This is a genomic window from Pseudoalteromonas rubra (assembly GCF_000238295.3).
GTDB lineage: Bacteria > Pseudomonadota > Gammaproteobacteria > Enterobacterales > Alteromonadaceae > Pseudoalteromonas > Pseudoalteromonas rubra.
Genome location: NZ_AHCD03000034.1, coordinates 174,216 through 200,627 on the forward strand (window position 1 = coordinate 174,216; position 26,412 = coordinate 200,627).

General features: G+C 48.4%; 20 protein-coding genes and 1 other RNA gene. 2 read left to right on the top strand and 19 right to left on the bottom strand.

Annotated elements, in window-relative coordinates; genetic code table 11:
• Position 1: 1 nt before the first annotated feature.
• From PRUB_RS10050 to PRUB_RS10065, 4 genes are all read right to left on the bottom strand, one after another.
• Positions 2–1,507, bottom strand: a complete 1,506-nt coding sequence (locus PRUB_RS10050; protein WP_010385778.1) for a PAS domain-containing sensor histidine kinase — start codon at positions 1,505–1,507, stop codon at positions 2–4.
• A 626-nt stretch (positions 1,508–2,133) separates the two neighbouring features.
• Positions 2,134–2,961 carry an HNH endonuclease gene (locus PRUB_RS10055; RefSeq protein WP_010385777.1) on the bottom strand — a complete coding sequence of 276 codons (828 nt, stop codon included), beginning with the start codon at positions 2,959–2,961 and terminating at the stop codon, positions 2,134–2,136.
• Between the two features lie 575 nt (positions 2,962–3,536).
• Positions 3,537–3,633: signal recognition particle sRNA small type (gene ffs, locus PRUB_RS10060), an RNA gene on the bottom strand.
• Between the two features lie 157 nt (positions 3,634–3,790).
• The gene (locus PRUB_RS10065; RefSeq protein ID WP_010385776.1) at positions 3,791–4,696 is read right to left on the bottom strand and encodes a DUF3014 domain-containing protein; all 906 of its coding nucleotides are present in this window, start codon (positions 4,694–4,696) and stop codon (positions 3,791–3,793) included.
• A gap of 440 nt (positions 4,697–5,136) precedes the next feature.
• Between PRUB_RS10065 and PRUB_RS10070 the strand changes: the two genes are divergently transcribed.
• Entirely contained in the window at positions 5,137–6,282 is a 1,146-nt protein-coding gene (locus tag PRUB_RS10070; protein ID WP_010385775.1) for a patatin-like phospholipase family protein, read from the top strand.
• Between the two features lie 13 nt (positions 6,283–6,295).
• Here the strand turns inward: PRUB_RS10070 and PRUB_RS10075 are convergent, their stop codons facing one another.
• The gene (locus tag PRUB_RS10075; RefSeq protein ID WP_040644791.1) at positions 6,296–8,296 is read right to left on the bottom strand and encodes a monovalent cation:proton antiporter family protein; all 2,001 of its coding nucleotides are present in this window, start codon (positions 8,294–8,296) and stop codon (positions 6,296–6,298) included.
• Between the two features lie 206 nt (positions 8,297–8,502).
• On the opposite strand from PRUB_RS10075, the gene PRUB_RS10080 reads away from it, so the two are divergent.
• On the top strand, positions 8,503–9,399 hold the full coding sequence (locus PRUB_RS10080; protein WP_010385773.1) for a GGDEF domain-containing protein: 897 nt from the start codon (positions 8,503–8,505) through the stop codon (positions 9,397–9,399).
• Positions 9,400–9,558: 159 nt separating this feature from the next.
• On the opposite strand, the gene PRUB_RS10085 is transcribed toward PRUB_RS10080, so the two are convergent.
• The 14 genes from PRUB_RS10085 to PRUB_RS10150 form a co-directional block, all read right to left on the bottom strand.
• Positions 9,559–9,900, bottom strand: a complete 342-nt coding sequence (locus tag PRUB_RS10085; RefSeq protein ID WP_010385772.1) for a hypothetical protein — start codon at positions 9,898–9,900, stop codon at positions 9,559–9,561.
• Positions 9,875–11,254, bottom strand: coding sequence for a tRNA lysidine(34) synthetase TilS (gene tilS, locus PRUB_RS10090; RefSeq protein WP_010385771.1), 1,380 nt, complete (start codon positions 11,252–11,254; stop codon positions 9,875–9,877). Before tilS ends, PRUB_RS10085 begins: the two co-directional genes overlap by 26 nt.
• 89 nt (positions 11,255–11,343) lie before the next feature.
• Positions 11,344–12,300, bottom strand: coding sequence for an acetyl-CoA carboxylase carboxyl transferase subunit alpha (gene accA / locus PRUB_RS10095; protein ID WP_010385769.1), 957 nt, complete (start codon positions 12,298–12,300; stop codon positions 11,344–11,346).
• 16 nt (positions 12,301–12,316) lie between these two features.
• Entirely contained in the window at positions 12,317–15,808 is a 3,492-nt protein-coding gene (dnaE, locus tag PRUB_RS10100) for a DNA polymerase III subunit alpha (protein WP_010385767.1), read from the bottom strand.
• 2 nt (positions 15,809–15,810) lie between these two features.
• The gene (gene rnhB, locus PRUB_RS10105; RefSeq protein ID WP_010385765.1) at positions 15,811–16,404 is read right to left on the bottom strand and encodes a ribonuclease HII; all 594 of its coding nucleotides are present in this window, start codon (positions 16,402–16,404) and stop codon (positions 15,811–15,813) included.
• The gene (gene lpxB / locus PRUB_RS10110) at positions 16,394–17,548 is read right to left on the bottom strand and encodes a lipid-A-disaccharide synthase (RefSeq protein ID WP_010385763.1); all 1,155 of its coding nucleotides are present in this window, start codon (positions 17,546–17,548) and stop codon (positions 16,394–16,396) included. The genes rnhB and lpxB overlap by 11 nt, the downstream gene beginning before the upstream one ends.
• Before the next feature lie 100 nt (positions 17,549–17,648).
• On the bottom strand, positions 17,649–18,419 hold the full coding sequence (gene lpxA, locus PRUB_RS10115) for an acyl-ACP--UDP-N-acetylglucosamine O-acyltransferase (protein ID WP_010385762.1): 771 nt from the start codon (positions 18,417–18,419) through the stop codon (positions 17,649–17,651).
• 2 nt (positions 18,420–18,421) lie between these two features.
• Positions 18,422–18,874, bottom strand: coding sequence for a 3-hydroxyacyl-ACP dehydratase FabZ (gene fabZ, locus PRUB_RS10120; protein ID WP_010385760.1), 453 nt, complete (start codon positions 18,872–18,874; stop codon positions 18,422–18,424).
• Between the two features lie 11 nt (positions 18,875–18,885).
• The gene (gene lpxD / locus PRUB_RS10125; RefSeq protein ID WP_010385759.1) at positions 18,886–19,926 is read right to left on the bottom strand and encodes a UDP-3-O-(3-hydroxymyristoyl)glucosamine N-acyltransferase; all 1,041 of its coding nucleotides are present in this window, start codon (positions 19,924–19,926) and stop codon (positions 18,886–18,888) included.
• The gene (locus tag PRUB_RS10130) at positions 19,926–20,444 is read right to left on the bottom strand and encodes an OmpH/Skp family outer membrane protein (protein WP_010385758.1); all 519 of its coding nucleotides are present in this window, start codon (positions 20,442–20,444) and stop codon (positions 19,926–19,928) included. Before PRUB_RS10130 ends, lpxD begins: the two co-directional genes overlap by 1 nt.
• Before the next feature lie 10 nt (positions 20,445–20,454).
• Positions 20,455–22,926 (bottom strand): outer membrane protein assembly factor BamA, encoded by a 2,472-nt coding sequence (gene bamA / locus PRUB_RS10135; protein WP_010385757.1) that lies wholly within the window; start codon positions 22,924–22,926, stop codon positions 20,455–20,457.
• A gap of 67 nt (positions 22,927–22,993) precedes the next feature.
• Complete coding sequence (rseP, locus tag PRUB_RS10140; protein ID WP_010385756.1) at positions 22,994–24,346, bottom strand: sigma E protease regulator RseP; 1,353 nt, start codon at positions 24,344–24,346, stop codon at positions 22,994–22,996.
• 8 nt (positions 24,347–24,354) lie between these two features.
• A complete protein-coding gene (gene ispC, locus PRUB_RS10145; protein ID WP_010385755.1) occupies positions 24,355–25,542 on the bottom strand; it encodes a 1-deoxy-D-xylulose-5-phosphate reductoisomerase in 1,188 nt (395 codons plus the stop codon).
• Positions 25,539–26,405 carry a phosphatidate cytidylyltransferase gene (locus PRUB_RS10150; RefSeq protein ID WP_010385754.1) on the bottom strand — a complete coding sequence of 289 codons (867 nt, stop codon included), beginning with the start codon at positions 26,403–26,405 and terminating at the stop codon, positions 25,539–25,541. Before PRUB_RS10150 ends, ispC begins: the two co-directional genes overlap by 4 nt.
• Between the last annotated feature and the right edge of the window lie 7 nt (positions 26,406–26,412).

Below are 26,412 nucleotides of genomic sequence, written 5' to 3' on the forward strand. Positions count from 1 at the left end.
TCTAGCGCTCCAGTTTTAATGTAAAGTAAAAGCAAGAGCCGCTACCCGGGGTAGACTCAAGCCACACATGACCGTTGTGCCGCTCCACAATTTTTTTAACATACGTCAGGCCAACCCCTGTGCCTCTTACTGAGTCATCTTCCTCATTTAAGCGCTTGAAAATACGAAATATGTCTTCAAAAAAACGAGATTCAATCCCTATTCCGTTATCCTTCACGTAAAAAATCAGGGGCTCGAAAGTACCTGTTAGCGGATTAATAGCCTGAGTTGCTCCCACTTCAATATGCTTTACTTCACTGTGGTTATATTTAATTGCATTTGAAATGAGGTTACGAAAAAGCTCAGTGACTCTGGGTACATCACAGGTGATTTGAGGCAACTCGGCAGGTAACGACAACACAACATGCTCGCCGATTTCTTCGGGCACGGTGAGCTCTTTAACTTTCGCAACGAGTGTGTTCAGATCTGTGACTTCAATCGCTAACTCTTGCCTGCCCAGGCGAGAGTAATAAAGCAAACTGTCAACGAGCTGCTCCATACGCCCACACAAAAATCGAATGCGCCCTAAGCGCTTTTTACCATCGTCGCCGAGTGTTTCCTCATAATCTTCCTGCAAAAACATGGCATTATTCGCCAGTCCACGAAGCGGCTCTTTCAGGTCATGAGAAGCAATATAGGCAAACTGATCTAATTCCTGGTTACTGATTTTTAGTTTACTGATATACTCTTGGATCTCACGCTCAGCCGCTTTACGTTCAGAAATATCGCGGATGGTGCCCACAAACATCTTTTTTCCTTGCACTACCATTTCGTTCACGCCCAGCTCCATCGGAAACACAGTGCCATCACGCTTCAGTGCTTTGATCTCGCGGCCCAGGCCGATGATCTTTTTTTCTCCCGTTTGATGGTAGTGATGCAAGTAAGCATCGTGCTCTGACTGATACGGCTCTGGCATCAGCATTCGAACATTCTGGCCAACCACCTGGGATTTGGAATAACCAAAAATAGTTTCTGCTGCTAGGTTAAAACTGTGAATGGTGCCTTCAGAGTCAATCGTTATTAACCCATCTAACACCGTATTCATCATGGTCTCAATGTACTCTAAGTAGTAACGGATCGATTGCTCTGCGCTTTTCCTTTCTGAGATATCGCGAATGGTCCCCAAAAACAGTCGACGGCCCTCAAGCTTCATTTCGTTGACGGCAAGCTCCATGGGAAAGCAACTCCCATCTTTACGCTGTGCGATGATTTCCCGGCCAGTACCAATGATCTTTGGCTGCCCAGTCTCGCGATAATTAACCAGATACTGGTCATGTTCATCCTGATACGGGGCAGGCATTAGCATTTTGACGTTTTGGCCCCTCACCTCAGCAGGTTCGTAGCCAAAAATTTTAACGGCCGCTTTGTTAAAACTCTGAATAACACCCTGTTCGTCAATGATGATGAATCCGTCCAGGACCGTATCCATGACGATTTCTAACTCAGGGCTGTGAAATGTCCCTACCATATTTTCTGTAAGCTCATACCTTTTGATTACTAAAAGCTAGTTCAAAACCTGCGAAAAGCAATGTGAAAGCGGCTACTGGTGAGGTTTCTACTAAGATGTGTACTTCAGATAGGTTGGGCTCGGAACCCTTGGTTAGTCTCTAAAATCCAGGACTTTTTCACAGTCAGTTAGTAGTTAACAGCTGATGAATGACTGAAATAAAGTGTCCACTTCCCATAAGCTGAGACACTAGAGTGGAAGTGGACGCTGGTAAAACCGGTTTGTTGTTTCTTCACCGGCTAAGGCTCAAAGGTGCTGAGGCGGACCCTCGAATCTCTACATCAATAGCGCCAACTTCAGTAACAATGGCTTTATTGGAGTAGCCATTTCGGCTGTTTAGAGAAGTCGGTTTACCATTTTTCGATAACTCAAATGCTCACCCAGTTCAGCATTGAGGGCAGCCTGTACCAATATAGTATTAATAACAGGCAGTTACACAGTTTTTATTACAGTATCATGTTTTAAAATAATGTCGTTGCCTTCACTTAAGCTCATTCGAAGTATACTACCTTCGATTAAAGTGCCCTAACTAACCAGCACCATTAAGGCTGAATGCAGAGCACTATCCTTTTATACAATACTTTGGTTTAACCACCAGCAATTTTGGACTTCACTTTTTTGATTAAGTTTTCCTTCGTTAATGAAGAGTCTAATCCGAAGTGAGCTTTTCGATGATCATTAGGACATAACGCAATCACATTTTCATAGGAATCATCACCGCCTTCACTTAAAGGTACAATATGATGTGTCTCTAGGTATTTATCACCACTTTTGGTGGTAAAACCATCTAATGAACAAACCTCACACTTCCCTTTGGCTCTTAGCAATACCTTTCTTCTTATAACGCTTGATCTGGTATATTCAAAACTATGCCTTTCAGTTTTGTGTGTTTTTTCGGCAATACCATCTACTTCAAATTGATCGAAATATCGTTCATCAGACTTGTTAAAACCTCTTTCTATAATACAAGCCCCTGTATCTTGATCATAACCGGTAACAGACCACTTCTCGTTGTCTAGTTCTCTTTTAAGAACCCCATTGGTATTTGCACTTCTTTGACATATTACAACGTTAAGGAGTAACTTCGTCTCATATGCCAGCCTTATTGCATAATCAATTTCAAGCGACCGTTTCTTTCTACCCTTTTCTTGCTCTTCTGCATATTGTCTAAAGCTGTGTTCTTGATAAATCCTACCATGGAGAGTTTCCATTTCTTCGTACCATAAAAAGAGTACGATCACTTTTTTATCATCGCGAACAAACGACCAATTATAGCAATACTTAGGGTTTGATGAGGGACTACGTTCTTTATCGGCAAGTGATTCCGTCCAGTCGGCCATATCAAATTTAAGCGCGTTTAATATATCGTAAACGCGCTGCTTGCTAGATGGCTTGAGTTCTTCCAGGCGAACCATAATACTTCTCTCCTTATTCCAAAAGGTTAGGTACTTCAAGGTCAGGACTTGAGCTTGGCAACATAATTGAGTATTAACATTCTCAAAGTAGCATCTCATCCTCTTCTTTATTTTTCCACTTATTAAGAGTCGGACTGTTGATCTAGGTAATTGCTTATCGATTTAACTGCGATTTCCAGCGCTTGATTAATCTAATTGTCACTTAGCTAAAATCAGGCTGAGTTTTACACACCTATTGTTGTAGTTTTCCCATAAGTGAATTCAAAGCGTATGCATAGCTACAATGCCTCCTACTAACGGAATATCGCTAGCACAGCTTGAAAGCAATCATTCCGGGGCTTCTAGACACTAAATCGCGCAGAGCTTGTTTAGTCTAGATGCTAACCGCACAATTGCCATTCGCAATAAGATGTTCACCGATTGATTCGATGTAAAACCTTACCAGATGGTATACAGGATTAAATTATTTAGAGAATGATTGAGTATCGTATTAAAAATCCGAATTGTAATCTGGATGATATATGAATTTTATGAAGTGAATTCTGACACCGCAAACTTTGGAGTTTGGGTGGCAGTCTTACCAGCCACATCCCGGCACACGAGTCATTCGCTGTGGCTGCTTCCTTCCGGACCTGACCAGGTTCACGAACTATCGTTGCGAGAGGACCAATAAGACTACCATTGAGGGCCTTGTTTGGCGCGGGAGGGATTATCGCGAGTTTCGCGTCTGGTTGCAAGGGGAAATGTTAAAAAGCCCGGCTAACTGCATAGTGAATATACAATTAGACGAGCTTTGCTGTTTTGGTTGGTTTTTTTCTTCGGTTTTAGCTTACTTTGCCAGCGCGACTTTTAGGTCTTGCAGACGTTTCTTCATCTTTTTCATGTTTTCCGGGCCCATGCGCAGGAAAAGTTTTTGCGCATCGGATAATTGCTCCCATTCTGCATAGGCATATTTGTAGGTCACAGACTCTTGTAGCAGCGGCAGGCTGGTTTCCGGGATTGGGGTTTCCAGCAGCTCTCCCAGCGCTTCTTGTAACGTCAGGTCGAATTCGCCGCTGTCGTAGCCTATTTCTTCATAGGCTTCCCCTATCAAGGGTCTGAATTTGTTGTACGTACGCACCAGTTGCGCAGTACTCATGGCATTAAGCATATTCACATAAGGCGTGTAACGTTCGAAGCTGTTTGGATCGGTGATGATGATGTCATCTTCAATAACCATAAAGCTGTCTTTGGGCTTGCTGACCGGGAAGTGCTTTTTAGCCACTTTACCCTGTGCCAGGTTATCGACAAACACCACGCTGCGGCGGATCATGTCTTCGGTTACCACTAAATCCATTGCGGTATCGTTCAGGTAATTCGAAATTTGCTCGCTCAGGGCCACGTCACTGTCGTCCAGTGATGGCAGCGGTGCAACAACAGGTTGCTCAGGCTCACGCTGTGGCAGCGGCTCTGGCTCGGGTTCAGGCATAGGTTCAGGCTCAACAACCGGCGCGGGTTCAATGGTCTCTTCGACTTCCTGCACAGGCTCCGGACGGGCGGTATTAACCACTTCCGTCGGGGTTTTCTCCGGTACGACGACATCCTGTTTAAATTTGGTGTTTTCCTGCTGATTATCCCGGTTTGAAAGCACAAATATGGCCACGATAACGAGGGCTATAACCACGCTCACGGCAAGCAATAAGTGGCTGTTAGACGGCTTGCTTTTCCTTGGTTCTGCTGAGTTGTGCTCTGACATGGAAGCTCCATTAATTTTTCTAAACGAATAAGTTGCACATACGGTGATTAAAATGCCATCAAGGCGTATCACCGCATAGTAAGACAACAAAAATAATCTATAATATACAAAAGATTATAGCTTATTGCTGGCCGTTATTACGACCTTTGCAGCTGCAACCTATGGCATTTTTAGTCTCTTTAAACGCGTATACTCACAAATGCATCCAATATTGGTGAGTATCCATTAAAAGATATCGCATCCGTGACAAGGTGCAATACCAATTCGTGCTTAGTGAGCATATGGACTCAATATGAATCGCCTATGAATTTGGTCACAAGCCGCGATGTATTGCTATTTTACTAAGTTAAACAAATCGTTATAGTAACAATATCCAGCCAGTGCAGGCTGGCAAATAATTCTCAAATCAACCCAAACCTAGTAAGCGGTTAAGGAAGCATATGAGTAAGCATCACAGTTCGCGTTCATGTCCTCGTTCGGCACTGCTGCTAACCGGTGGCGGGGCCCGTGCAGCCTACCAGATTGGGGTGTTGAAAGCGCTGGCACACAGCCTGCCCAGAACCGCCCCGCTGCCCTTTCGCATTATTAATGGTACATCGGCGGGCGCCATTAATTCCGCAGGCCTGGCCTGCTACGCCTCGAATATGCATCTGGCGATACGCAAAATTGAGTCAATCTGGAAGAACTTTCATACCGATATGGTCTACGAGAGCGGCTTTGTGGGAGCATTCGGTCATATTCTGGGTAATATGATGCGCAGCTTTCAGGCTGAATATATCAACCAGCCTCCCGCGAGCCTGCTGGACAACACGCCGCTACGTCAGCTGCTGAATGATGTACTCGACCTGTCCCGTATCGACCGCCACATTCAGCGTGGCTACCTGGATGCGCTGTCGGTGACGGTATCCAGCTACTCAACCGGCCGCTCGGTGGCATTTTATCAGGCGAAAGATGCACGCCCCTGGCAACGTGCCAAGCGCATTGGTGTGCCCGACCACATTACGCTGGACCACCTGATGGCCTCCAGTGCCATTCCCATGGTATTTCCCAGTGTGCGAGTTCGTCACCATTATTACGGCGATGGCTCTATCCACCAGCTGTCACCACTAAGTCCTTCAATCCACCTGGGCGCCGAGAAAATTTTTGTCATTGGTGTTGAGCAACCCAAGATCCCCACGCCCATTGGCTATGAGCCACACTTTCCCGGCATGTCCGTGGTTGCGGGTCATTTGCTCGATAGCGTGTTCAGCGATACGTTACAGTCAGATCTGGAGCGCATGGAGCGGGTTAACCGCACCGTGGGATTACTGCCGGCCAGAGACAAGCACAAAGAGCTTAAACACATCCAGACTCTGGTGGTTAACCCCACGCATAATTTCAATGAACTGGCGCTGCATTATTACGATGAACTGCCGCTGGCCATTAAGCTCTTATTGCGCTCCATCGGGGTTAAACGGCATTCTCCGTCGAGTTTAACCAGTTATCTGTTGTTCGAAAAAGCCTATACCCGGGAGCTGATCGAGTATGGTTATCAGGATGGACTGGCCCGACTGGATGAGATTCGGGCATTTCTGGAGCTGGATTAACTGTGGGCCTGCGTTATGGCAGGCCATCTAACAAAAATTGCTCCGCGCGTTCTACCCGGCGCGGCTTGCCTTTGAGCAGCAATACATCGCTGGCACACAGGGTGATCTCTTCATCGGGCATAGAAATTTCTTCACCGTTGCGCCGCAGCGCTTTCACCACCACCTTATGCCGTGCCAGATCCAGCTCAGCGATTGATTTGTCCACCGCAAAGGCCTCGTCCGGCAAGGCTATGGCGTGCAGGTATTCAAGCCGGTCTGAACTGTAACTTGATCCTTCAGCCCCCGAGTACTCTTTCATTTCCTGGCTGTCCCCGGTGAAAAAGCCGTGCAGATATTCGTAGCGATTTTGCCTTTCAATGCTTACCCGTTTGAGGATCCGCCGCATGGGTACGCCAGACATATACAATACATGCGATACCATCATCAAACTGGCCTCCAGTGACTCTGGCACCACCTCAGTGGCTCCTAGTTCTTTGAGCGCCTCAAGATGGGTATCGTCCTTCATTCTGACCAGAATTTTGACCTCGGGCGCAAAGCGTTTAACCGCATCTATCACCGCCTGCGCTTTATCAAAGTCATTTAATGACACAATTACCAGACGCGCCTCACTGACATTGGCCGACTTAAGCACTTCGTGCTGGGTCGGATCACCAAACACCACAGGCTCCCCGGCGGTCAGTGCCTCCTGAACAATGGCCGGATTACGCTCCACGGCAATATAAGGAATGGCTTCAGGGCGCAAAAAGCGGGCTATGGTCTGGCCGACGCGGGCATAGCCAAAGATGACCACATGATTTTTAATTTTACTGGAGGTAATAAAACCCTGTTCGTGTGGTTCTGGCCGACCTTCGCTGTCTATGCGTAGCAACTTAATGAGCCTGTCTGTTTCGCTGATCAAATACGGGGTTAACGCCATAGACAACACCCCCAACGCTATCAGGAACGACGCCACTTCTGCACTGAGCAATTGGTGCTTGCCGGCCAGAGCAACCAATACAAAACCGAACTCACCCATCTGCCATAGTAAGATCCCGGCTGCAAAAGCGTCTTTGCGACGCTCTCCCATCAATTGTGCCAACAGGAAAATAATGGCCAGTTTAAGAACAATGAGCAGCGCCAGCACCAGCACGATATAAATAAAGGACTGGATCACGTAAGACACATCCAGTTGCGTGCCAACGGTGACAAAAAACAGCCCCATCAAAATATCGCGAAATGGCCGGATCTCGGCTTCCAGCTGGTGCCTGAACTGGCTTTCGCCCAGCATCATTCCCGCCAGAAATGCCCCTAACGCCATAGACAAGCCAAATGCATAAGTCAGTGCACCCGCACACAGCGCCACCACTAAGGTGGTCAGTACGAATAGCTCATCGGTGCGTGCCATGGCCACTTCATTAAATACTTTGGGTAAGACCCATTTGCCGATGGCCCATAACAGCATACACACGAATGCGCCTTTGGCGAGTGCCAGGATCAGGGCACCCACCAGCACCTGGTTATCAGACTGACTTAATAAAGGAATGGTGATCAGCAAAGGTACCACGGCAATGTCCTGGAACAGTAACACCCCCACCGCCAGCTGGCCCCGACGAATATTCAGTATTCCCCGTTCTTTAAGCTCTTTAACCACCACAGCCGTTGAAGACAGCGCAATTAAGCTGGCGATGATCAGTGCCTCTATCCAGTTAAACCCCAGGTACTTTAATATCACCGCCAACACCACAGTGGTGACCAGCACCTGCAAGCTACCCAGACCAAAAACCACGCTGCGCATAGCCATTAATTTAGGAATAGAGAATTCCAGACCAAGACTGAACAGTAAAAAAACGATGCCCAATTCGGCAATCAGCTGGATCTCGTGACTGTTGCTGATCCAGCCAAAACCATAGCTGCCAGCCAGCAGGCCGGTTAGCAGATAAGCCAGGATAGGCGGCAGCCCAACCCGCTTAAATGACCACACCAACACTACGGCGCAGAGTAATAAGGCTATCAACCCGGCAAACTGACCTTCCAGGGCGGCAACTAGCGTACTGGTGACATCCTCACCTAAAAACCCGGCAAAATTTTGCTGCAAACCGCCTCCCAAGCGTCAATAAAATAGTGTTGAGCAATTTTTATTCACTATTAAATATAGCAAGCAGCTGTTTTTCAGCCAGTTTAAATTTTTGGCATGAAACTCGCTTAGAACAGTTCGAATGTTGTACTTTAGGGGAATACTAGATGGAAAATGTCCATATTTTGACTCAACGGGCGCCGACGCGCGGGGATTTTTTGCCGTTTAATGCGCAAATGCAAATGTCGCACGTCCCCGAAAACCCGATGAGTTTGACTGAAAAATTACAAACAACGCTGGATGTTAACGGGCTGCTCGACATCTTTGCAGGTTACATCAAGCGTATTATCAACCTGGCCGGATTACAGTTTCACTCCAGCGAAGGGGTGTTTCAGATGCAGCAGAGCAACAATCAGCTCAGCCCGTATACCTTTGATCTGGAGTTAAACAGCCAGCATCTGGGTCAGATTGTGTACTTCAGTAAATATCGTCTCAGCGAAGCATTGCAGGCCCGGCTTATACAGCTGCACACTTGTTTATTGTATCCGCTGAGAAATGCGCTGATGTATCAAAGGGTGCTAAAACTGGCAACCAAAGACTCACTGACTGGCCTGTCGAACCGTAGCCAGTTTAATGAGTTTCTGGCCAAAAAGCTGGAGCGCAGCCGCCGTCATCACAGCAATTTTAGCCTGATGCTACTGGATCTCGATAACTTTAAACAAGTTAACGACCTCTATGGCCACAAAATGGGCGACAATGTGTTGATTGAATTTGCCCGCATTCTGGAGTCTTCGGTACGTGCGACCGATACGGTCTTCCGCTTTGGTGGCGATGAGTTCGCGATATTGATAGACGACCCGGCGTTTACCACCAATAAGGTAATTGCAGAGCGCATTATGGCGTCCGTCAGAACCTGTACGATTATGAAGAATCATGACGTGACCACCAGTATCGGCTTTACACTGGCAACCAGCAAGGATTGCCCTAATGAAATTTTCTCGCGGGCAGATAAAGGCCTGTATCGCGCCAAGGACGCCGGTCGAAACTGCGCCCGTACAATCTAATCCAGACAACCTCGCCATATTGCGTCCCCTAACGCAATATGGCCTTTATCCTCTCCTGCTTCAGGGGATCAATTACCTTACTAACGATGTCAAAAACCACCTCACAAGGTTAGTAAAAGGATTTCTCCACCTGACATTTGGCGTGTATTGCGGGTAATTTTATTTACGCAGCAAAACCCATTTATACAGCAATAACAATACAGAGAAGCCGCAAAAGAAGCTGTTGATCACCCAGGCAAGTGATAAAAAGTTTGGCAGATCACTGAAAATGATTGCCAGCATGGGCGCACCCAGACCAAAGATAAAAAAGCTGCCACCTTTGCCGTGCCAGTACGCCAGCAGCAATGCAGCACTGAGCGCGCCGACACTCAGACTGAGCGCAACATTACCAATGTTCAAACCACCGTTCATCACCAAAATAAAAAACAAGGCACCACAACCCAGTACTGCCCAGATGGCCTTATTTGCCAGCGATTCACCGATTTTTTGTGTTTCTTGCATCTTCTAACTTCCAGCTAAGTCCCTGAGACGATGCATACGCCTCATTGACGAAAAACCCAACGACCTGCACCAGCTCGTCGTTATAATAAATCAAAGGCACGCGATTGCGCTCCCAGGTGGGCACATCATAGTCTTTGAGCCAATGTTTAAGCGTATTACGGCCACTGCGCCCGGGCGGTTTAACTTTTTCATTCAGGCAATTAAACCGCACTGACACCTGCTCATCTGCAGTCGGGTGACGAACTCCCTGACCTTCAATCACACTTAAGGTTGTATTGTCATCCAGCGCCACCTTTTTCAGGCCAACATTACACAGTACCTGTCGCGGCGGCTGTTCGGTCACCCAATGCAACTGCTCTCTGAAGCGCCGGACCTGCCCGCCAGACAACGAAACGGTCATTTGTGCGTCAGCCCGTGCGTTAAGTGCCTGGCTCAGGATCTGATCAAGTTGTTTCTGCGACGGCATCTGGACACCCTGCTCCGCCAACCAGGCCCGCACCAGATTTTTTTGCCGTAATGGGGCAAACTGTGCAAGGCGGCTGACAGATAAACTCAGCTCACTGCGACATTGCGCCAGATCGGCCTGGGTGATTTCGTCCAGTAAGGCCTGCTGCCCCTGCAACAACTCAACGGTGCGCATAACGCTGGGAATAAATCCCGAAAAACGGGATTTTAGCAAAGGCAGTACCTGATTACGCAAGAAATTGCGATCAAACTTGTCACTGAGATTTGATTCGTCTTCGATATGGTCAATGCCAAATGTTTGCGCATACGCCTCTATGTCGGCACGCTCTGATGACAACAAAGGCCTTAAACAGACGCGCCCAGATGGCAGCATACTGTGCGCGTGCATGGCACCAAGCCCCTGCAAACCTGAGCCCCGTTTCAGACGCAGTAAAAAGGTTTCAACCTGATCGTCACCATGCTGACCCAGCACCAGCGCATTTCCCTGATGCGCCCGTTTGTCCAGCGCGTCATACCGGGCTGCGCGGGCCTGAGCCTCCAGACTTTGGCGGCTTTGTGCCAAGACCTTGACGGAGACGGGGGTAAACTCAACCGCCAGTGCATCACACTGTGTCTGACAAAAGGCCTGCCACTGCAAAGAATTAGGCGACAAACCATGGTCAACATAAATCGCCTGCAGGGCCAGATGAGGATGGAATTGCACATAATGGTGACACAAGTGCAGCAGTACCATTGAATCGACACCACCCGAAAGCGCGACGGTGAGGCCACGTGGTGCCGTATGCGTTACCGTATGCGTTTCTTCACGTGCTACCTCGTTTGCCAATAAGGCGTCTAAGCTGGCAGAAAAACGTTTATAAAGCGGAGTCTGAGTCATAATCACGGACATTGTAGGTACTTAGGCAGTATTATCCCGATTTCGCAGGCACAAAAAAAGCCGCGATGCGGCTTTTTTCGGTGTAGCTGTGTCGCTCTGGTTTAGCAGTAACCAAATGACATCAGGCGCTGGTAGCGTTGTTCCAGCATTTCTTCTGTGCTGAGCGCTTCCAGCTCACCCAGGTCACGCTTAAGCTGCGCCTTAAGGTTTTTCGCCATCGTATCATAGTTACGATGTGCGCCGCCCATAGGCTCGTCAATAATAGTATTGATCAGGTCCAGCTCTTTCACGCGCGTTGCCGAAACACCCATAGCTTCTGCCGCTAATGGGGCTTTTTCAGCGCTCTTCCACAGGATAGACGCGCAGCCTTCCGGCGAGATAACTGAGTAAGTGCTGTATTGCAGCATGTTAACGCGGTCACCCACACCAATGGCCAGTGCACCGCCTGAACCACCTTCACCAATGACAGTACAAATGGTTGGTACTTTCAGCGCAGCCATCACTTTCAGGTTACGTGCGATTGCTTCACTCTGACCACGCTCTTCAGCGCCAACGCCCGGGTAAGCGCCCGGCGTGTCGATGAAGGTGATGATTGGCATTTTAAAACGCTCAGCCATTTCCATCAGGCGTAATGCTTTACGATAACCTTCTGGCTTAGGCATACCGAAGTTGCGTTTGATTTTTTCAGCGGTATCACGGCCTTTCTGCTGACCGATAATCATCACTGGCTTATCATCCAGACGTGCTACACCGCCCAGAATGGCCGGATCGTTTGCGAAGGTGCGATCACCCGCAAACTCATCAAATTCAGTGAAAATACGCTCGATATAATCGCGAGTATATGGACGAAGCGGATGACGCGCCAGCTGAGATACCTGCCAGGCACCCAGGTTGTCGAAGATCTTTTTCGTTTGCTCTACGCTTTTTTCCTTGAGGCGGCTGATCTCTTCTTCAAGGCTGAGATCAAGACTGCCAGAGCGGCTTACGTTTTGTAATTCATTGATTTTTGCTTCTAATTCTGCGATCGGAAGCTCAAATTCAAGATAATTGAGGCTCATGCTCTAAACTACCTGTTTAATTAAATTCTAGTTCTATTTCCTGCGCCGCCATCTTGGATAATCGTCTGAGGAGATCATCACTGGGCGTCACACACCATTGCATACCTAATGTCACTTCCGCTATCGCGTCTGGGCGCTGATATTGGATTTTTACCGGACACGTTCCGAATTTGTACGGTTCCAGTACTTTTTTCAGATTATCTATGAAATTCGCGTCTATTTGCACCATATTCAATGTCATTTTTATCGCACTGATCCGCTTTTCGCGGGCCTGAGCTATGGTACAGACTTCTCTGGCGGTCATTGTAATGCCGCCGGAGAAGTTATCAAAGCTGACCTGTCCGGATATTACCAAGATTTGGTTCATTTGCAGCATATCTTGGTACATTTCAAACTGTTCAGGGAATAAGCGTACATCAATTCGTGCGCTCTTGTCATCTAAAGTTATCAGACCCCAGCGTTTGCCCTTCTTATTGATCAGCACCCTTGCATTGATAACCAGTCCGGCAGCCGTCGATTGCACATCGCGATTCGTCGGCTGTAATTCTACTAGACGACCAGAAGTGTAATTTTTTAACTCTTTTCTGTACTGATTGATCGGGTGACCCGTCAGATACAAGCCTAAAGTATCTTTTTCACCCTGCAACCATTCATCGTCCGACAGCCCAATGGCTTTAACAAAAGCTTGTTCTACTTCGTCGGGTTCAACGGCCAGCAGACCGAACAAATCACTCTGCCCCAGCGATTCTGCCTTGTGATGCTGCTCGGCTGACTTCATGGCATCTTTAAGGCTCGCAAGTAAAGTGGCACGACCTGGCTGCGTCTTCTCTGGTCCCAGCTGATCCAGCGCGCCTGCGTAGATCAGTTTTTCAATGACTCTGCGATTGAGGCGTTTCAGGTCAACCCGGGCACAGAAATCAAATAAGTCTTTAAACGGACCGCCCTGTTCCCGGGCTTCCAGGATGGCTTCTACCGGGCCTTCACCCACCCCTTTGATGGCACCGATACCGTAAACTATCTCACCCTGACGGTTTACAGCAAACTTGTAGACACCCGCATTGACGTCTGGTGGGAGCAGCGTCAACTTCATGTTTTCGCATTCATCGACCAGGGTCACGATTTTGTCGGTGTTATCCATATCCGCCGACATTACCGCAGCCATAAACTCGGCCGGATAATGGGTCTTCATCCACAGCGTCTGATATGACACCAGTGCATAAGCCGCAGAGTGAGATTTGTTAAAGCCGTAACCTGCGAACTTCTCTACAAGATCGAAGATCTTCATTGCAAGTTCGCCATCAACTCCGTTGTCTTTCGCACCGTCTTCAAAGGTCGTTCGCTGCTTCGCCATTTCCTCGGGCTTTTTCTTACCCATGGCTCGACGAAGTAAGTCCGCACCACCCAGGCTGTATCCCGCCAGGACCTGGGCAATCTGCATTACCTGTTCCTGGTATAGGATGATCCCGTAGGTCGGTTCCAGGATGGGTTGCAGGCTCTCGTGCTGGTATTGCGCATCCGGATATGAGATGTCTTCGCGACCATGCTTACGGTCGATAAAGTTATCTACCATCCCCGATTGCAGCGGACCCGGACGGAACAAGGCTACCAGTGCGATCATATCTTCGAAACAGTCCGGCTTCAGACGGCGGATCAAATCTTTCATCCCCCGTGATTCCAGCTGGAATACCGCGGTGGTTTCGGCTCTGAGTAATACTTCAAAACTGGCCGGATCATCCAGTGGGATGGCTGCAATATCTACCGGCTCAATGCCGTCACGCGCCAGTCGCTCGTTGGTCATGTCCAACGCCCACTGCAAAATGGTTAAAGTACGCAGACCCAGGAAGTCGAACTTAACCAGACCGGCCGTTTCAACGTCGTTTTTATCAAACTGAGTGACCGGGAACTTACCTTCTTCATCACAATACAATGCAGCGAAGTCGGTAATGCTGGTCGGCGAGATAACCACCCCCCCTGCGTGCTTACCGGCGTTACGGGTACAGCCTTCGAGAATACGACACTTGTCGATCAGCTCGCGAACTTCCTCATCGCCGTCATACACTTCAGGCAGTCGAGGCTCAACCTCAAACGCCTTGGCCAATGTCATACCCGGGTCACCAGGGACCAGCTTAGAAATTCGGTCAACAAAACCGTAAGGGTGCCCAAGCACCCGGCCTACATCCCGGATAACCGCCTTGGCCGCCATCGTACCAAAGGTGATGATCTGAGATACCGCCTGACGACCATACAGTTTAGATACGTGGTCGATTACTTCATCCCGTCGGTCCATACAGAAGTCGACGTCGAAGTCAGGCATCGAGACACGCTCAGGGTTAAGGAAACGTTCGAATAGCAGGTCGAATTCAAGTGGGTCCAGATCGGTGATCTTCAACGCATAAGCAACCAAAGAACCCGCACCGGAGCCCCGCCCCGGTCCAACCGGAATATCATTATCCTTACTCCACTGGATGAACTCCATTACGATCAGGAAGTAGCCCGGGAATCCCATCTGGTTGATTACGTCGAGTTCAATTTGCAGACGTTCATCATAAGGGATACGCTTTTCGGCGCGATCCGCGTCATCCGGGAATAAGAATAGCAGTCGCTCTTCCAGGCCATCACGGGATACCTTGACCAGGAAGTCTTCAATCTTTAGCTCACCGGTTGGGTAATCAGGCAGGAAGTAGGTCCCCAGTTGCACCGTGACATTACAGCGTTTGGCTATCTCAACGGTATTTTGCAACGCCTCAGGAATATCACTGAATAATTCCTGCATTTGCTCAGGGGTTTTCAGATACTGCTCTTTGGAGAAACGTCTGGGCCGGTTTTTGTCTTCCAGTGTATAGCCGTCGTGGATGGCCACACGAATTTCATGCGGCTCAAAGTCCTGTTCATGCAGGAATACCACTTCGTTGGTTGCAACAACCGGCAAGCCTCTTTGTGTGGCCAGTGCGACTGCAGCATGCAGATATTCTTCTTCTTGCTCACGGCCGGTACGGTGTAGTTCAAGATAATAATGATTGGCGAAATGGGTCTCGTAAAACTCAACCGTATCGGCAACCAGCTGCGGATTACCCTTGAGCAGGGCTTTACCGACATCGCCATCTTTGGCACCAGAGAGTAAGATCAGGCCTTCTTTATACTTAGCAAGCCATGCCTTATCTATAACCGGCCGATGAAATACATGTCCGCGTAAATAAGCTTCGGAGATCAGTAACGTAAGGTTTTTATAGCCTTCATTATTTTTTGCCAGCACCACAATGCGACTCGGCTCATCGGGAAACTGATCGCTCTTCAGCCAAAAATCCGCCCCAACCAGAGGTTTAATGCCTGCGCCATGCGCAGTACCGTAAAAACGGACCAGGCCACACAAGTTCATCTGATCGGTAATTGCAAAGGCTGGCATGCCCAGTTCAGCAGCTCGCGCCACTATGGGTTTAGTTTTAGCCAGCCCGTCAACCATAGAAAAGTCGCTGTGTACTCTTAAATGAACAAACTCAGGTGCTGCCATAACTACTGCTTCTCCGCCAGAATGCGCTGTACAGGTTTAAAGCTGGTTCTGTGATGCGGTGTTGCACCAAACTCACTCAGTGCCGCAAAATGGGCTTTGGTCGGATAGCCTTTGTGTGCGGCAAAACCATACTGAGGATACTCTTTGTCCAGGTCGAGCATTTCCTGATCGCGCGTTACTTTGGCCAGTATAGACGCAGCACTGATCTCTGCAACCAGGCTGTCTCCTTTGACCACGGCCTGCGCAGGGACACTCAGTTCAGGCAAACGGTTGCCATCGACAAACACAAACTGTGCTTTAACGGCCAGGCCTTCAACAGCACGCGTCATAGCCAGCATAGTGGCATGCAGGATATTGAGCTCATCAATTTCACTCACAGTGGCCCGTGCAACATGATAGCACAGCGCTTTTTGCTTAATTTCTTCAGCCAGTAGCAGGCGTTTTTTTTCAGTGAGTTTCTTGGAATCTGCCAGCCCGGCTATCGGGTTGGCCGGATCTAAAATCACGGCTGCTGTTACCACGTCACCTACCAGAGGGCCACGGCCTACTTCATCTACGCCTGCAATATACTGCACATCAGGACGTTCAATTTGCATTCATTAACTCCACTACTGCCTGCGCAGCCTGTTTACTGGCGTCGCGGCGTATATTCTGGTGAATATCATAAAATCTTTGGATCAGGGCTGAGTTATCGCCTCTCAGCAGAGGTAGCAAGGCGTCCGTGAGTGCATCTGGATTACAATCCTGCTGTAAAAACTCTTCAACCAGCGCTTCATCTGCCAGCAAGTTTGGCAAAGAAAAGTGCTTAATGTTGAAAGTAAAAAAGGTATTAAATATCCAGTAGCTCATTGGCTTGAGCTTGTAGCCAACCACCATGGGCTTTTTGTATAGCATGGCTTCGAGTGTCGCTGTGCCAGATGCCAGTAACACCGCAGTGGCCGCGGTCATCGCTAAGGAAGACTGACCATCCAGCAGAATGGTTCTCAGCTCGGGGGCCACCTGCGCTTTGATGGCCAGAAACTGTGCCTTGCGCTTTTCGTTTACCAGGGGCACCAGAATTTTCAGGTTGGGGATCTTTTCTGCCAGTGCTTTGGCTGTGAGCAAATAGGTTTCACTTAGCTGGCTTACTTCGGAGCCACGACTACCGGGCAACAGGGCCAGCACGGTATCAGACTCCTTTAAGCCCAGCTGCGCTCGCGCGGCTGCGACATCCACATCCAGCGGGATCTCATCTGCCAGCGTATGCCCGACAAAGGTGCACGGTACTTCATGCTTATCGTAGAATGCTTTTTCGAATGGCAAAAGAGACAATACCAGGTTGGTCGCTTCTGCGATTTTAAAAATGCGCTTCTGCCGCCATGCCCATACTGAGGGGCTGACGTATTGAACGGTTTTAATCCCGGCTGCTTTAAGTGGTTTTTCCACGCGCAAGTTAAAGTCGGGTGCATCAATACCAATATAAATATCCGGCTTTTGAGCAATGAAGTGTTCGACCAGTTGTTTACGTATTTTCAGTAATCGTGGCAAACGCCCCAGGACTTCTACCAGGCCCATCACGGCCAGCTCTTCCATATCGAATAAGGTTTCACACCCGGCATCGAGCATTTTTGGACCGGCTATCCCGATAAACCGTGCATTAGGATAATGTTCACGCAGTGCATGGATCAGACCTGCACCTAAGATGTCACCAGACAGCTCGCCGGCAACAATCCCTATCGTAATTTCTTTTTCGTTGGCCATGTGATTCTTTTAGAATAAAAAAACGCCATACAGGCTGTATGGCGTTAGTATATCAGATACAGATATGTGATGTAGAAGGGTTATCGACCGTTATATAAATTTAACGTACCAACCCTCTTTCAGAAGTCGCAATAAAGTCGATCATTTGCTGTACGCCAGCAAATTTTGCCGCATCTTCACGCATGGCTTCCAGTGCTTCGTCCAGCTTGAGGCCTTTACGGAATAAGGTCTTGTAAGCACGACGGATAGCCATAATCTCATCTGACTCATAGCCACGGCGTTTTAACCCTTCTGAGTTAATTGCCGCAGGTCGTGCGGGTGTACCGGTCGTTGTAACAAATGGGGGTACATCCTGATTCACGCCGCTATACATGCCAACAAAGGCATGTGCACCAATTTTGCAGAACTGGTGTACACCAGAGTTACCTGCCAAAATCACAAAGTCACCGATGTGAACGTGCCCTGCAACGCTTGCGTTGTTGGCGAAAATCACGTTGTTACCTATGATGGCATCGTGCGCGACATGGGTGTATGCCATAAACAGGTTATTGCTGCCTATCTCGGTAATTCCTTTATCCTGGATGGTTCCACGGTGGATGGTGGCGCACTCCCGGATAATATTGTTGTCACCAATCACAAGCTTGGTTGGTTCATCCTTGTACTTTTTATCTTGGCAGGCCTCACCCACTGATGCGAACTGAAAAATATGGTTCCCGGAACCAATCACGCTAGGTCCTTTGATAACCACGTGAGATTCAATTTTACAGTTGTCTCCGATAACAACATCATTACCGATATAGCTATAAGGTCCAACCGATACGTTTTCGCCCAGCTGAGCACCTGACTCAATAATTGCAGTAGGATGGATCACGCTTAAAACTCTCTTCTTGCACACATTAATTCAGCGCTACAGACGACTTTACCGTCGACTTTTGCAACACCAGAAAATTTCCAGATATTACGGCGCTCTTTAACAAATTCAACGTGTAAATGCATGGTGTCACCAGGCACAACAGGTTGTTTAAAACGCGCATTATCAATCGCTGCAAACAAGTATAGTTCATTATCGCCGCGATTCTCGACGGTCTTGAAACCCAGCAGGCCGGTAGCCTGAGCCAGCGCTTCTAAAATCATCACACCCGGAAAAATAGGTTGATCAGGAAAGTGGCCTGTAAAAATAGGCTCGTTTGCAGTTACATTCTTAACTGCATGTAAGTATTCGCCAGGTTTATGATCAATGACCTTGTCTACCAGCAGCATCGGGTAACGATGCGGCAGTAGCTTGAGGATTTCTTGAATATCGAAGCTATTTAATTCGTTGGCCAAAATAACATCCTTTAGTTATCAGTATGTTTAAGCTGTTCTGTGAGGCTTTCCAGCGCTTTTAGTCGCGCTTTAAAATCCGAAAGGTTTCGTAGGTGAGCAATGTTCTTACGCCACTCTTTATTGGTGGTGTGAGGCATACCTGATGAGTAAATCCCCGGCTCGGAGATCCCTTTTGTCACCATGCTCATCCCAGTAATGACGACTCCGTCACACACTTCATTGTGTCCATTGACAGCCACCATACCGCCAATCTGGCAATATTTGCCGATTTTCACGCTACCGGCCATAACGCTACAGCCTGCAATCGCTGTACCGTAGCCAATTTCAACATTGTGTGCGATCTGAATTTGGTTATCCAAAATCACATTATCATGGATCACTGTGTCGTCTAACGCACCACGGTCTATCGTCGTGCTCGCCCCGACTTCTACGCGGTTACCGATAATGACGCTGCCAAGCTGAGGAATTTTAACCCATTCTCCACCTTCGTTGGCATAACCAAAGCCATCACTGCCGATCACAGCGCCAGACTGGAATAAACAGGATTCGCCAATCACGACTTCATGATAAATCGTGACATTTGCCCACAGCTTAGTTTTTGCGCCAATGCGCGTGTGTTTACCAACAAAACAACCTGGGCCAATCTGTACGTCATCACCCAGCTCAACGCCCGCTTCTATCACAGCATTGGCACCGATACTGACATTGTTGCCAAGCTTCACTGACTCATGGACTGAGGCGCGCTCATGGATCGCCTGAGCTGAGTCAGGTGTGGTATCCATGTATTGCGCAAGTTTAGCGTAAGCAACATAAGGGTTGTCACAGACTAGCTTATTGCCAGAGAAGTGTTCAGCCTCAGAAGGTGCCAGGATCACGGCACCCGCCTGCGTTGATGCAAGCTGGCTACGGTACTTTTTATTCGCCAGGAACGCGATGTCCTGACCACCCGCACTAAGCAAGGTGGCAATTTTCTCAATTGGCTGAGCCGGATCGCCTTGTAATTCGGCGCCCACAGCCTCAGCCAACTGCGACAAAGTGTAGTGTTTGGTCATTACTTTTTACTGACTACTTCAACAATTTTATCCGACAGGTCAGAAACTTTATCAGGGTTGAAGTAAATTGTCGTATCTTTTACGCGAACTTCGTCGTATTTTCCTTTTTTGGCAACTTCTTCAATCGCATCAACGATCAGTTTCTGTACTTTTGCCAACTCCTGATTTTGACGCACTTTGATTTCTTGCTCAAGAGGACGACCTTTTGTCGCTAATTCTTGCTGCATGCCCTGAATTTTTTCACGCAATGCAGCTTGCTGATCTTCACTCATTGTCGCGCTTTCACGCTTGAATTTTTCAGCTTCGAAACGAATGTCACCTTGTAGTTTTTCTAATTCTTGGCGACGCTCTGCGAATTCTGATTGTAAAGTTTGCTCAATCTTGGCCATTTGTGGCAATTTTGAGTAGATGTTTTGCATATCAACCAGGCCAACTTTGTGTGCAAACGCAGACGCAGAAGCCCCCATCATGAGTGTAGCCATCAGCGCCATGGCCGAAGTTTTAAAAAGGTTTTTCACAATTAGCTCCTTAGAACGTATTACTTATGTTAAAGCTGATGAAGTCAGTTTCATCATCTTCTTCTTTTTTCAGTGGGTAGGCAAAACTGATCAGCATAGGTCCCATAGGTGAGATCCACTGAACAGATAAGCCTGTAGATACCCTGAACCGGCTTGGATCAGAGTAATCAGATAATGTTTTATACACATCAGGCGACAAGTTCGTGTAACGATCGGCATCGAACTCAGTATCCCAGACGTTCGCAGCGTCAATGAAGAAGCTGGTACGTACTGAGCTGGTATTTTCTTCTTCCAGGAAAGGTGTTGGTACAATCATCTCAATACCTGCAAGCGCTTTTGCGTTACCACCGATACGACCACCCTGGATCAGGTTATCAAACTGTGGATCGCCGCCAATCGAGCCTGGTACTGTACCATCCGGTAGTGGCGTGCCGCCAATTGAGGAAGGTGAACGCTGCAACGCACGTGGCAGGATCGTATTACGATCAAAGCCGCGTAGTTCCATTTCTGTGATGCGATAAAATTCCTGGAACGGCAAGGTTTGCTCGAAGCCATTGACTTCACCGTAACCGTTACCATAAGCAAGACCGGTACGCGCTGAGAATACCCAACGATGGTCATTACTGATTGGCCAGTAGAAACGCGAGTCGTAATTCACTTTGAAGAAATTCAGATCTGAATTAGGTGTCGTGATCCTGAACGTGGCGCTTTGACGTGAACCGTCTGTCGGGAACATACCACGGTTAACTGTGATCCGTGACCAGCCCACGCTTAGCTCATACTTGGTAAAGTCAAAACCGGCATCCGGGTTTTCCGGGTCGGTAAAGGCCAGTCGCATCACCCGTGACTGTTCATAATCCGGGATACGATCCAGCTCTTCTTCAATCCAGCGTACACCAAAGTTAATGCGGTTAACCGCATCAATTGGGAAACCGAAGTTGGTACCAATACCATAGTTGGTCTGGTCATAATCAATCAGGCCCAGCTTAGAGCCATCAAAGTCGCTGTAGAAAATACTGCTGCCCTGTGACACACCATCTGGCGTAAAGTAAGGGTTTGTGTAAGAAACGGTGTAGCGCTTCGACCCCCGGCCTGTATTAATGTTAAACGCCAGCTGGTTACCTGTTCCGAGGAAGTTAGACTCACTCACGCCCACGTTAAATTGCAAACCACCATATGAACCATATGCCACACCGGCCTGGAAACTACCTGCTGGCTGCTCTTTAACTTTAAAGTCAACATCGACCTGATCGTCAACACCCGGAATTGGCTTGACTTCAAAGTCAACGCTTTCCATATAAGGCAGACGCTGGATCTGTAACTTTGAGCGCTCAAGGCTTTGGTTAGATAACCAGGCGCCTTCAAGCTGTGTCATTTCACGACGAACAACATGGTCAGCAGTCACCTGGTTACCATTGACCGCAATACGGCGCACATAAACACGTTTGCCAGGGTCAACTGCCAGGGTCAGTTTCACTTCTTTGCTTTCGTCATCAATGTCAGGCACGGTACGCACCTCGGCATTGGCATAACCAAAACGCGCGAGGTAACTTTTGATAAATTCTTCGGTGGCAGTCACAATTGAGCCGTTATAAAGCTCACCGCTTCTTAACGGCACTACGCTGCGGATCAATTCTTCCCGACCCAGCAGGTCCCCGATGAATTCAAAGTCTTTCACCATGTACTGCTCACCTTCGGTGAGGTTAGCGGTCACATAGACAGACTCTCGCTCCGGGCTTACAGACACCTGAGTCGAGTCAATATTGAAACGCAGGTAACCACGGTCCAGATAGTAACTGCGGATTTTTTCCAGATCGCCTTCAATGGTTTGTTTCTGGTAGCGGTCGCTCGACAGGAATTTCCACCAGGGTAAATCTTGCTGCGATTCAACCAGTTTCAACAACTCTTCATCGGAGAACAGTTCGTTACCAACCAGGTTGATCTGTCTGACCGACGCCGCGTCACCTTCATCGAAGTCCAGCTTCAGTCTTACCCGGTTACGTGGCAGCTCAACAATGGTCATCTCAATCTTAGCGTTGTACTTACCGATACTATGGAAGAACTCGATAAGGCCTTTCTCAACGCTATCAATAACCGTTCTGTCTAAGGTTTCACCGGCACGGATATTTTGCTGATCTAAGCTTTCCTGAAGCTGCTCATCTTTGATGTCTTTGTTACCATCAAATTCAATTGAGGCAATCGTCGGACGTTCTTTAACCTTGAAAATAACCTGATTACCATCACGATATGCAGCGATATCATCAAAGTGGCCTGATGCAAACAGCGCCTTAATCGTCTTCGACACCGTATAGTCATCAACTTGATCACCCACGTTGATAGGAATGTGTGTTAACGCAGCGCCCAGCGCAACGCGCTGCAGGCCTTCAACTTTCAAATCTTCTACGATAAAGGAGTTTTGCCCAAGAGCAGCAAAGCTCGCGCCCAGTAAACTCGTTACAGCTAAATGTTTTTTTATAGGCATTTTATTATCTTTATCCTTTACAGCTTACGGCGAACAGTGCGCCTCAATTGCTATCGCACCTTGCGGCCTAAAGCCTCGATACATCGTTAAGTAGTGCAAAACAAGTTAGCGCCAGGAGCACAACTGCACCCACCTTGTAGCCTAACTCTTGTGTCTTTTCAGAGACCGGTTTTTTGCGAATAAGTTCAATAAAGTAATACATTAAGTGCCCGCCATCTAAGACCGGCAGGGGTAAAAGGTTGAAAACCCCCAGGTTGACGCTAATTAATGCCAAAAAGCCTAAAAATGCGACAAACCCATAACTCACACTATTTCCGGCCCCAACAGCAATGCCAACCGGCCCACTGAGATTTTTAACCGACACCTGACCGGTCAATAAATTACCAATCATCTCAAAACTGAGCGCAGTTAAGTCGTAGGTCTTTTTAACGCCCAGCACGATACTATCGAATACCCCGTATTGTCTAGTTTCAATATACCCTTTCGGCCAGGGCTCAAGCACAGGGACTACGCCCAGGTAGCCAATTAGTATCCCTTGATTGTCTTCACGACCCTGGGGCGTCGGGTAAAGGTCAACCTCAACACCCGCTCTTTGCACAACTAAATGACTGCGTTGTTGCGCTGAGGTTTGAACGAGCTGAACAAATTGTTCCCAGGAGTCGAGCGTTTCATTGTTATAACGCAGCAGTTTATCCCCAACCGCTAAACCGCCTTGCTCAGCAGCAGAGCCTGACGCTATTTGCGCAATTTCCAGTTTCAGATTAGGACGATACGGTTGGATACCCACTGACGTCAAAGGCGGCACATCTTGCTCATCCAGTCGCCACTCACGGGTATCTAGCTGACGCAAGGCGAGCTGGCCCTGACTGTCCTGAACTTTGAGGATAACTTGCGATTCACCCAGTCCACCCATCAACGCAAAAGTGACTTCCTGCCAGGACTGAACGACCTCGTCATCGACACTGATAATCCGATCGCCCGGTTGTACCTGAGCCTGAGCCGCAATGCTACTGTCGGTTACCTTCCCGACAACGGGCTTGGCATTCTGAACGCCAACCATATACATCAGAGCGAGGGCAAAAATAGCGAAAAGGAAGTTCGCAAGCGGTCCGGCGGCTGAAATGGCAATTCTGGACAGGACGGGTTTGTTGTTAAATGACAGATGGTGTTCTGAAGCCGGCACCTCGTCCACACGTTCGTCCAGCATACGAACGTAGCCGCCCAAAGGAATGGCAGCAATGACATATTCAGTACCGAGCTTGTCATACCAACGGATCAAAGGTTTACCAAAACCAATTGAGAATCTGAGTACTTTCACGCCGGCTTTTCTGGCAACCCAAAAATGGCCATATTCATGTACAGCCACCAAGATCCCCAGTGCGACAATGAAAGAACCCAGGTTCCAGAAAAATTCCAACATAGTGACTCCTACTTACTGATCAGTTCCCTGGCAAGTCTGCGGGCTTGCGCATCCTGTGCCATTATCGCGTCCAAAGAGTGTAAAGGTTCGAGGTGGCAACGTTCAAGCACTTCAGCATTTATGCGATAAATATCACAAAAACCGATTTGCTCATTCAAAAAGGCCGCGACGGCAATTTCGTTCGCCGCATTCAGGGTCGTTGTGGCCGACTGGCCGCTACGACACGCATCGATTGCCAGTTTTAAGTTGGGATAGCGGTTGAAATCAGGTTTGGTAAAGGTGAAATCGACAATATCCGCAAAATCGAGTGGCTTAACGCCCGCTTCGATCCGTTCAGGGTAAGCCAGACCATAAGCAATGGGAGTCCGCATATCAGGCTGACCCATTTGCGCAATCACAGAGCCGTCTATGTATTGCACCATGGAGTGGATCATGCTCTGTGGATGGATAACCACTTCAATGTCGTCAGCCTGGCAATGAAACAGCCACTTTGCTTCGACAAACTCCAGCCCTTTGTTCATCATGGTCGCGGAGTCTACAGAAATCTTCTGTCCCATTGACCAGTTAGGGTGTGCGACAGCCTCAGCCACGGTCACATCGGCCAGTGTATCAATGGCACGATTCAAAAAAGGGCCGCCGGAACCAGTGAGCAGGATTTTACGGATCCCCTGAGCATCAAGGGCCGTGCTAGTGCCCTTTTGCAAGGCATCAGGTAAACACTGAAAGATAGCATTGTGTTCACTGTCAATGGGCAGCAACGTCGCACCGTGGTGCTTTACTTTATCCATAAATAGCTGGCCTGACATGACCAGAGATTCCTTATTGGCCAGCAAGACCTTTTTGCCCTGCTCTACCGCCGCCAGTGTTGGCAACAATCCCGCCGCACCGACAATGGCCGACATCACAATGTCTACGTCAGGATGAGCAGCAATGTCACACATGGCCTGAGTGCCACAGAGCACTTCAGTCTGTTGGCTGTTGAGGGCTGCGCTTACTTCTCTGGCAGCGTCCTCAGCACCCATAACAACATAACGAGGCTGATGCTTCAGCGCTTGTTCGATAACCCGTTGAACATTACGTCCGGCAACCAGCGCAAAAACCTGATACTGTTCGCAATTTCGCTCAACAACATCCAGCGTTGATGTGCCAATAGAGCCCGTAGACCCCAAGATCACCAGGTTTTGCTTGTCACTCATAGTGTCACCGTCCAGGCGTACAACAAGGCAAAAATCGGGGCTGCTGCTGTTAAACTATCGATACGGTCAAGAATACCGCCATGTCCTGGTAGACATTTGCCCGAGTCTTTTAACCCAGCTTCACGTTTAAACATGCTTTCCAGCAAATCACCGACAGCAGAAAACAATGCAATCACAACGGTTAACCCTGCATACAATAGCCACTGGTGTTGCGCTACGTCGCTGCAGTAGCAGAAAATAACCACAAACACGACAGACGTCAGTAAACCGCCAATCAACCCTTCAATCGTTTTATTGGGGCTGACGTTGGGCATCAACTTGTGTTTGCCAAAATTCTTACCGGCAAAGTAGGCGCCTATGTCTGCACTCCAGACAATGCCCAGCACCACCATGATTAACACTGAGCCATATTGCTCTGCCTGATGATACTCTGCACTGCGCAGCACATTCAGTGCCAGCCAAAGTGGAATTAAGGTCAAGAAGCCGGCGATGGTACGCATGATCATACCTTCATTCCAGGCTTTCGCCATACGCGGGTAATTCATAACCAGCACGGTTGCAACCAGCCACCAGGCCGCTGCAAGGGTAAAGACGTAGTTTGCATCGGCGACCAGACGTCCCTGGTGCCAGAGCTCTGTGATTGGCCAGTGGGTATGAAGAACCGCCAGAACCGCGGCCATCATGACAACATAAATGCCTTTATGCAGGCGATTAGTCAGGCCGATAAAGGCCGCCCATTCCCAGGCACCCATCAGGATAATGGCGCCGGCAATCACGCTAAATAAATTCAGCGGTGTAAAAAACACCAATAGTAAAGCCAGTGGCGCCAGCACCACCGACGTCATAACACGTTGTTTTAACAAATTTTGT

Bases quoted from the DNA above. Each gene is read 5' to 3' on its own strand.
- PRUB_RS10050 (WP_010385778.1), bottom strand. From the start codon at position 1,507: ATGGTAGGGACATTTCACAGCCCTGAGTTAGAAATCGTCATGGATACG.
- PRUB_RS10055 (WP_010385777.1), bottom strand. From the start codon at position 2,961: ATGGTTCGCCTGGAAGAACTCAAGCCATCTAGCAAGCAGCGCGTTTAC.
- PRUB_RS10065 (WP_010385776.1), bottom strand. From the start codon at position 4,696: ATGTCAGAGCACAACTCAGCAGAACCAAGGAAAAGCAAGCCGTCTAAC.
- PRUB_RS10070 (WP_010385775.1), top strand. From the start codon at position 5,137: ATGAGTAAGCATCACAGTTCGCGTTCATGTCCTCGTTCGGCACTGCTG.
- PRUB_RS10080 (WP_010385773.1), top strand. From the start codon at position 8,503: ATGGAAAATGTCCATATTTTGACTCAACGGGCGCCGACGCGCGGGGAT.
- PRUB_RS10085 (WP_010385772.1), bottom strand. From the start codon at position 9,900: ATGCAAGAAACACAAAAAATCGGTGAATCGCTGGCAAATAAGGCCATC.
- tilS (WP_010385771.1), bottom strand. From the start codon at position 11,254: ATGTCCGTGATTATGACTCAGACTCCGCTTTATAAACGTTTTTCTGCC.
- accA (WP_010385769.1), bottom strand. From the start codon at position 12,300: ATGAGCCTCAATTATCTTGAATTTGAGCTTCCGATCGCAGAATTAGAA.
- dnaE (WP_010385767.1), bottom strand. From the start codon at position 15,808: ATGGCAGCACCTGAGTTTGTTCATTTAAGAGTACACAGCGACTTTTCT.
- rnhB (WP_010385765.1), bottom strand. From the start codon at position 16,404: ATGCAAATTGAACGTCCTGATGTGCAGTATATTGCAGGCGTAGATGAA.
- lpxB (WP_010385763.1), bottom strand. From the start codon at position 17,548: ATGGCCAACGAAAAAGAAATTACGATAGGGATTGTTGCCGGCGAGCTG.
- lpxD (WP_010385759.1), bottom strand. From the start codon at position 19,926: ATGACCAAACACTACACTTTGTCGCAGTTGGCTGAGGCTGTGGGCGCC.
- bamA (WP_010385757.1), bottom strand. From the start codon at position 22,926: ATGCCTATAAAAAAACATTTAGCTGTAACGAGTTTACTGGGCGCGAGC.
- rseP (WP_010385756.1), bottom strand. From the start codon at position 24,346: ATGTTGGAATTTTTCTGGAACCTGGGTTCTTTCATTGTCGCACTGGGG.
- ispC (WP_010385755.1), bottom strand. From the start codon at position 25,542: ATGAGTGACAAGCAAAACCTGGTGATCTTGGGGTCTACGGGCTCTATT.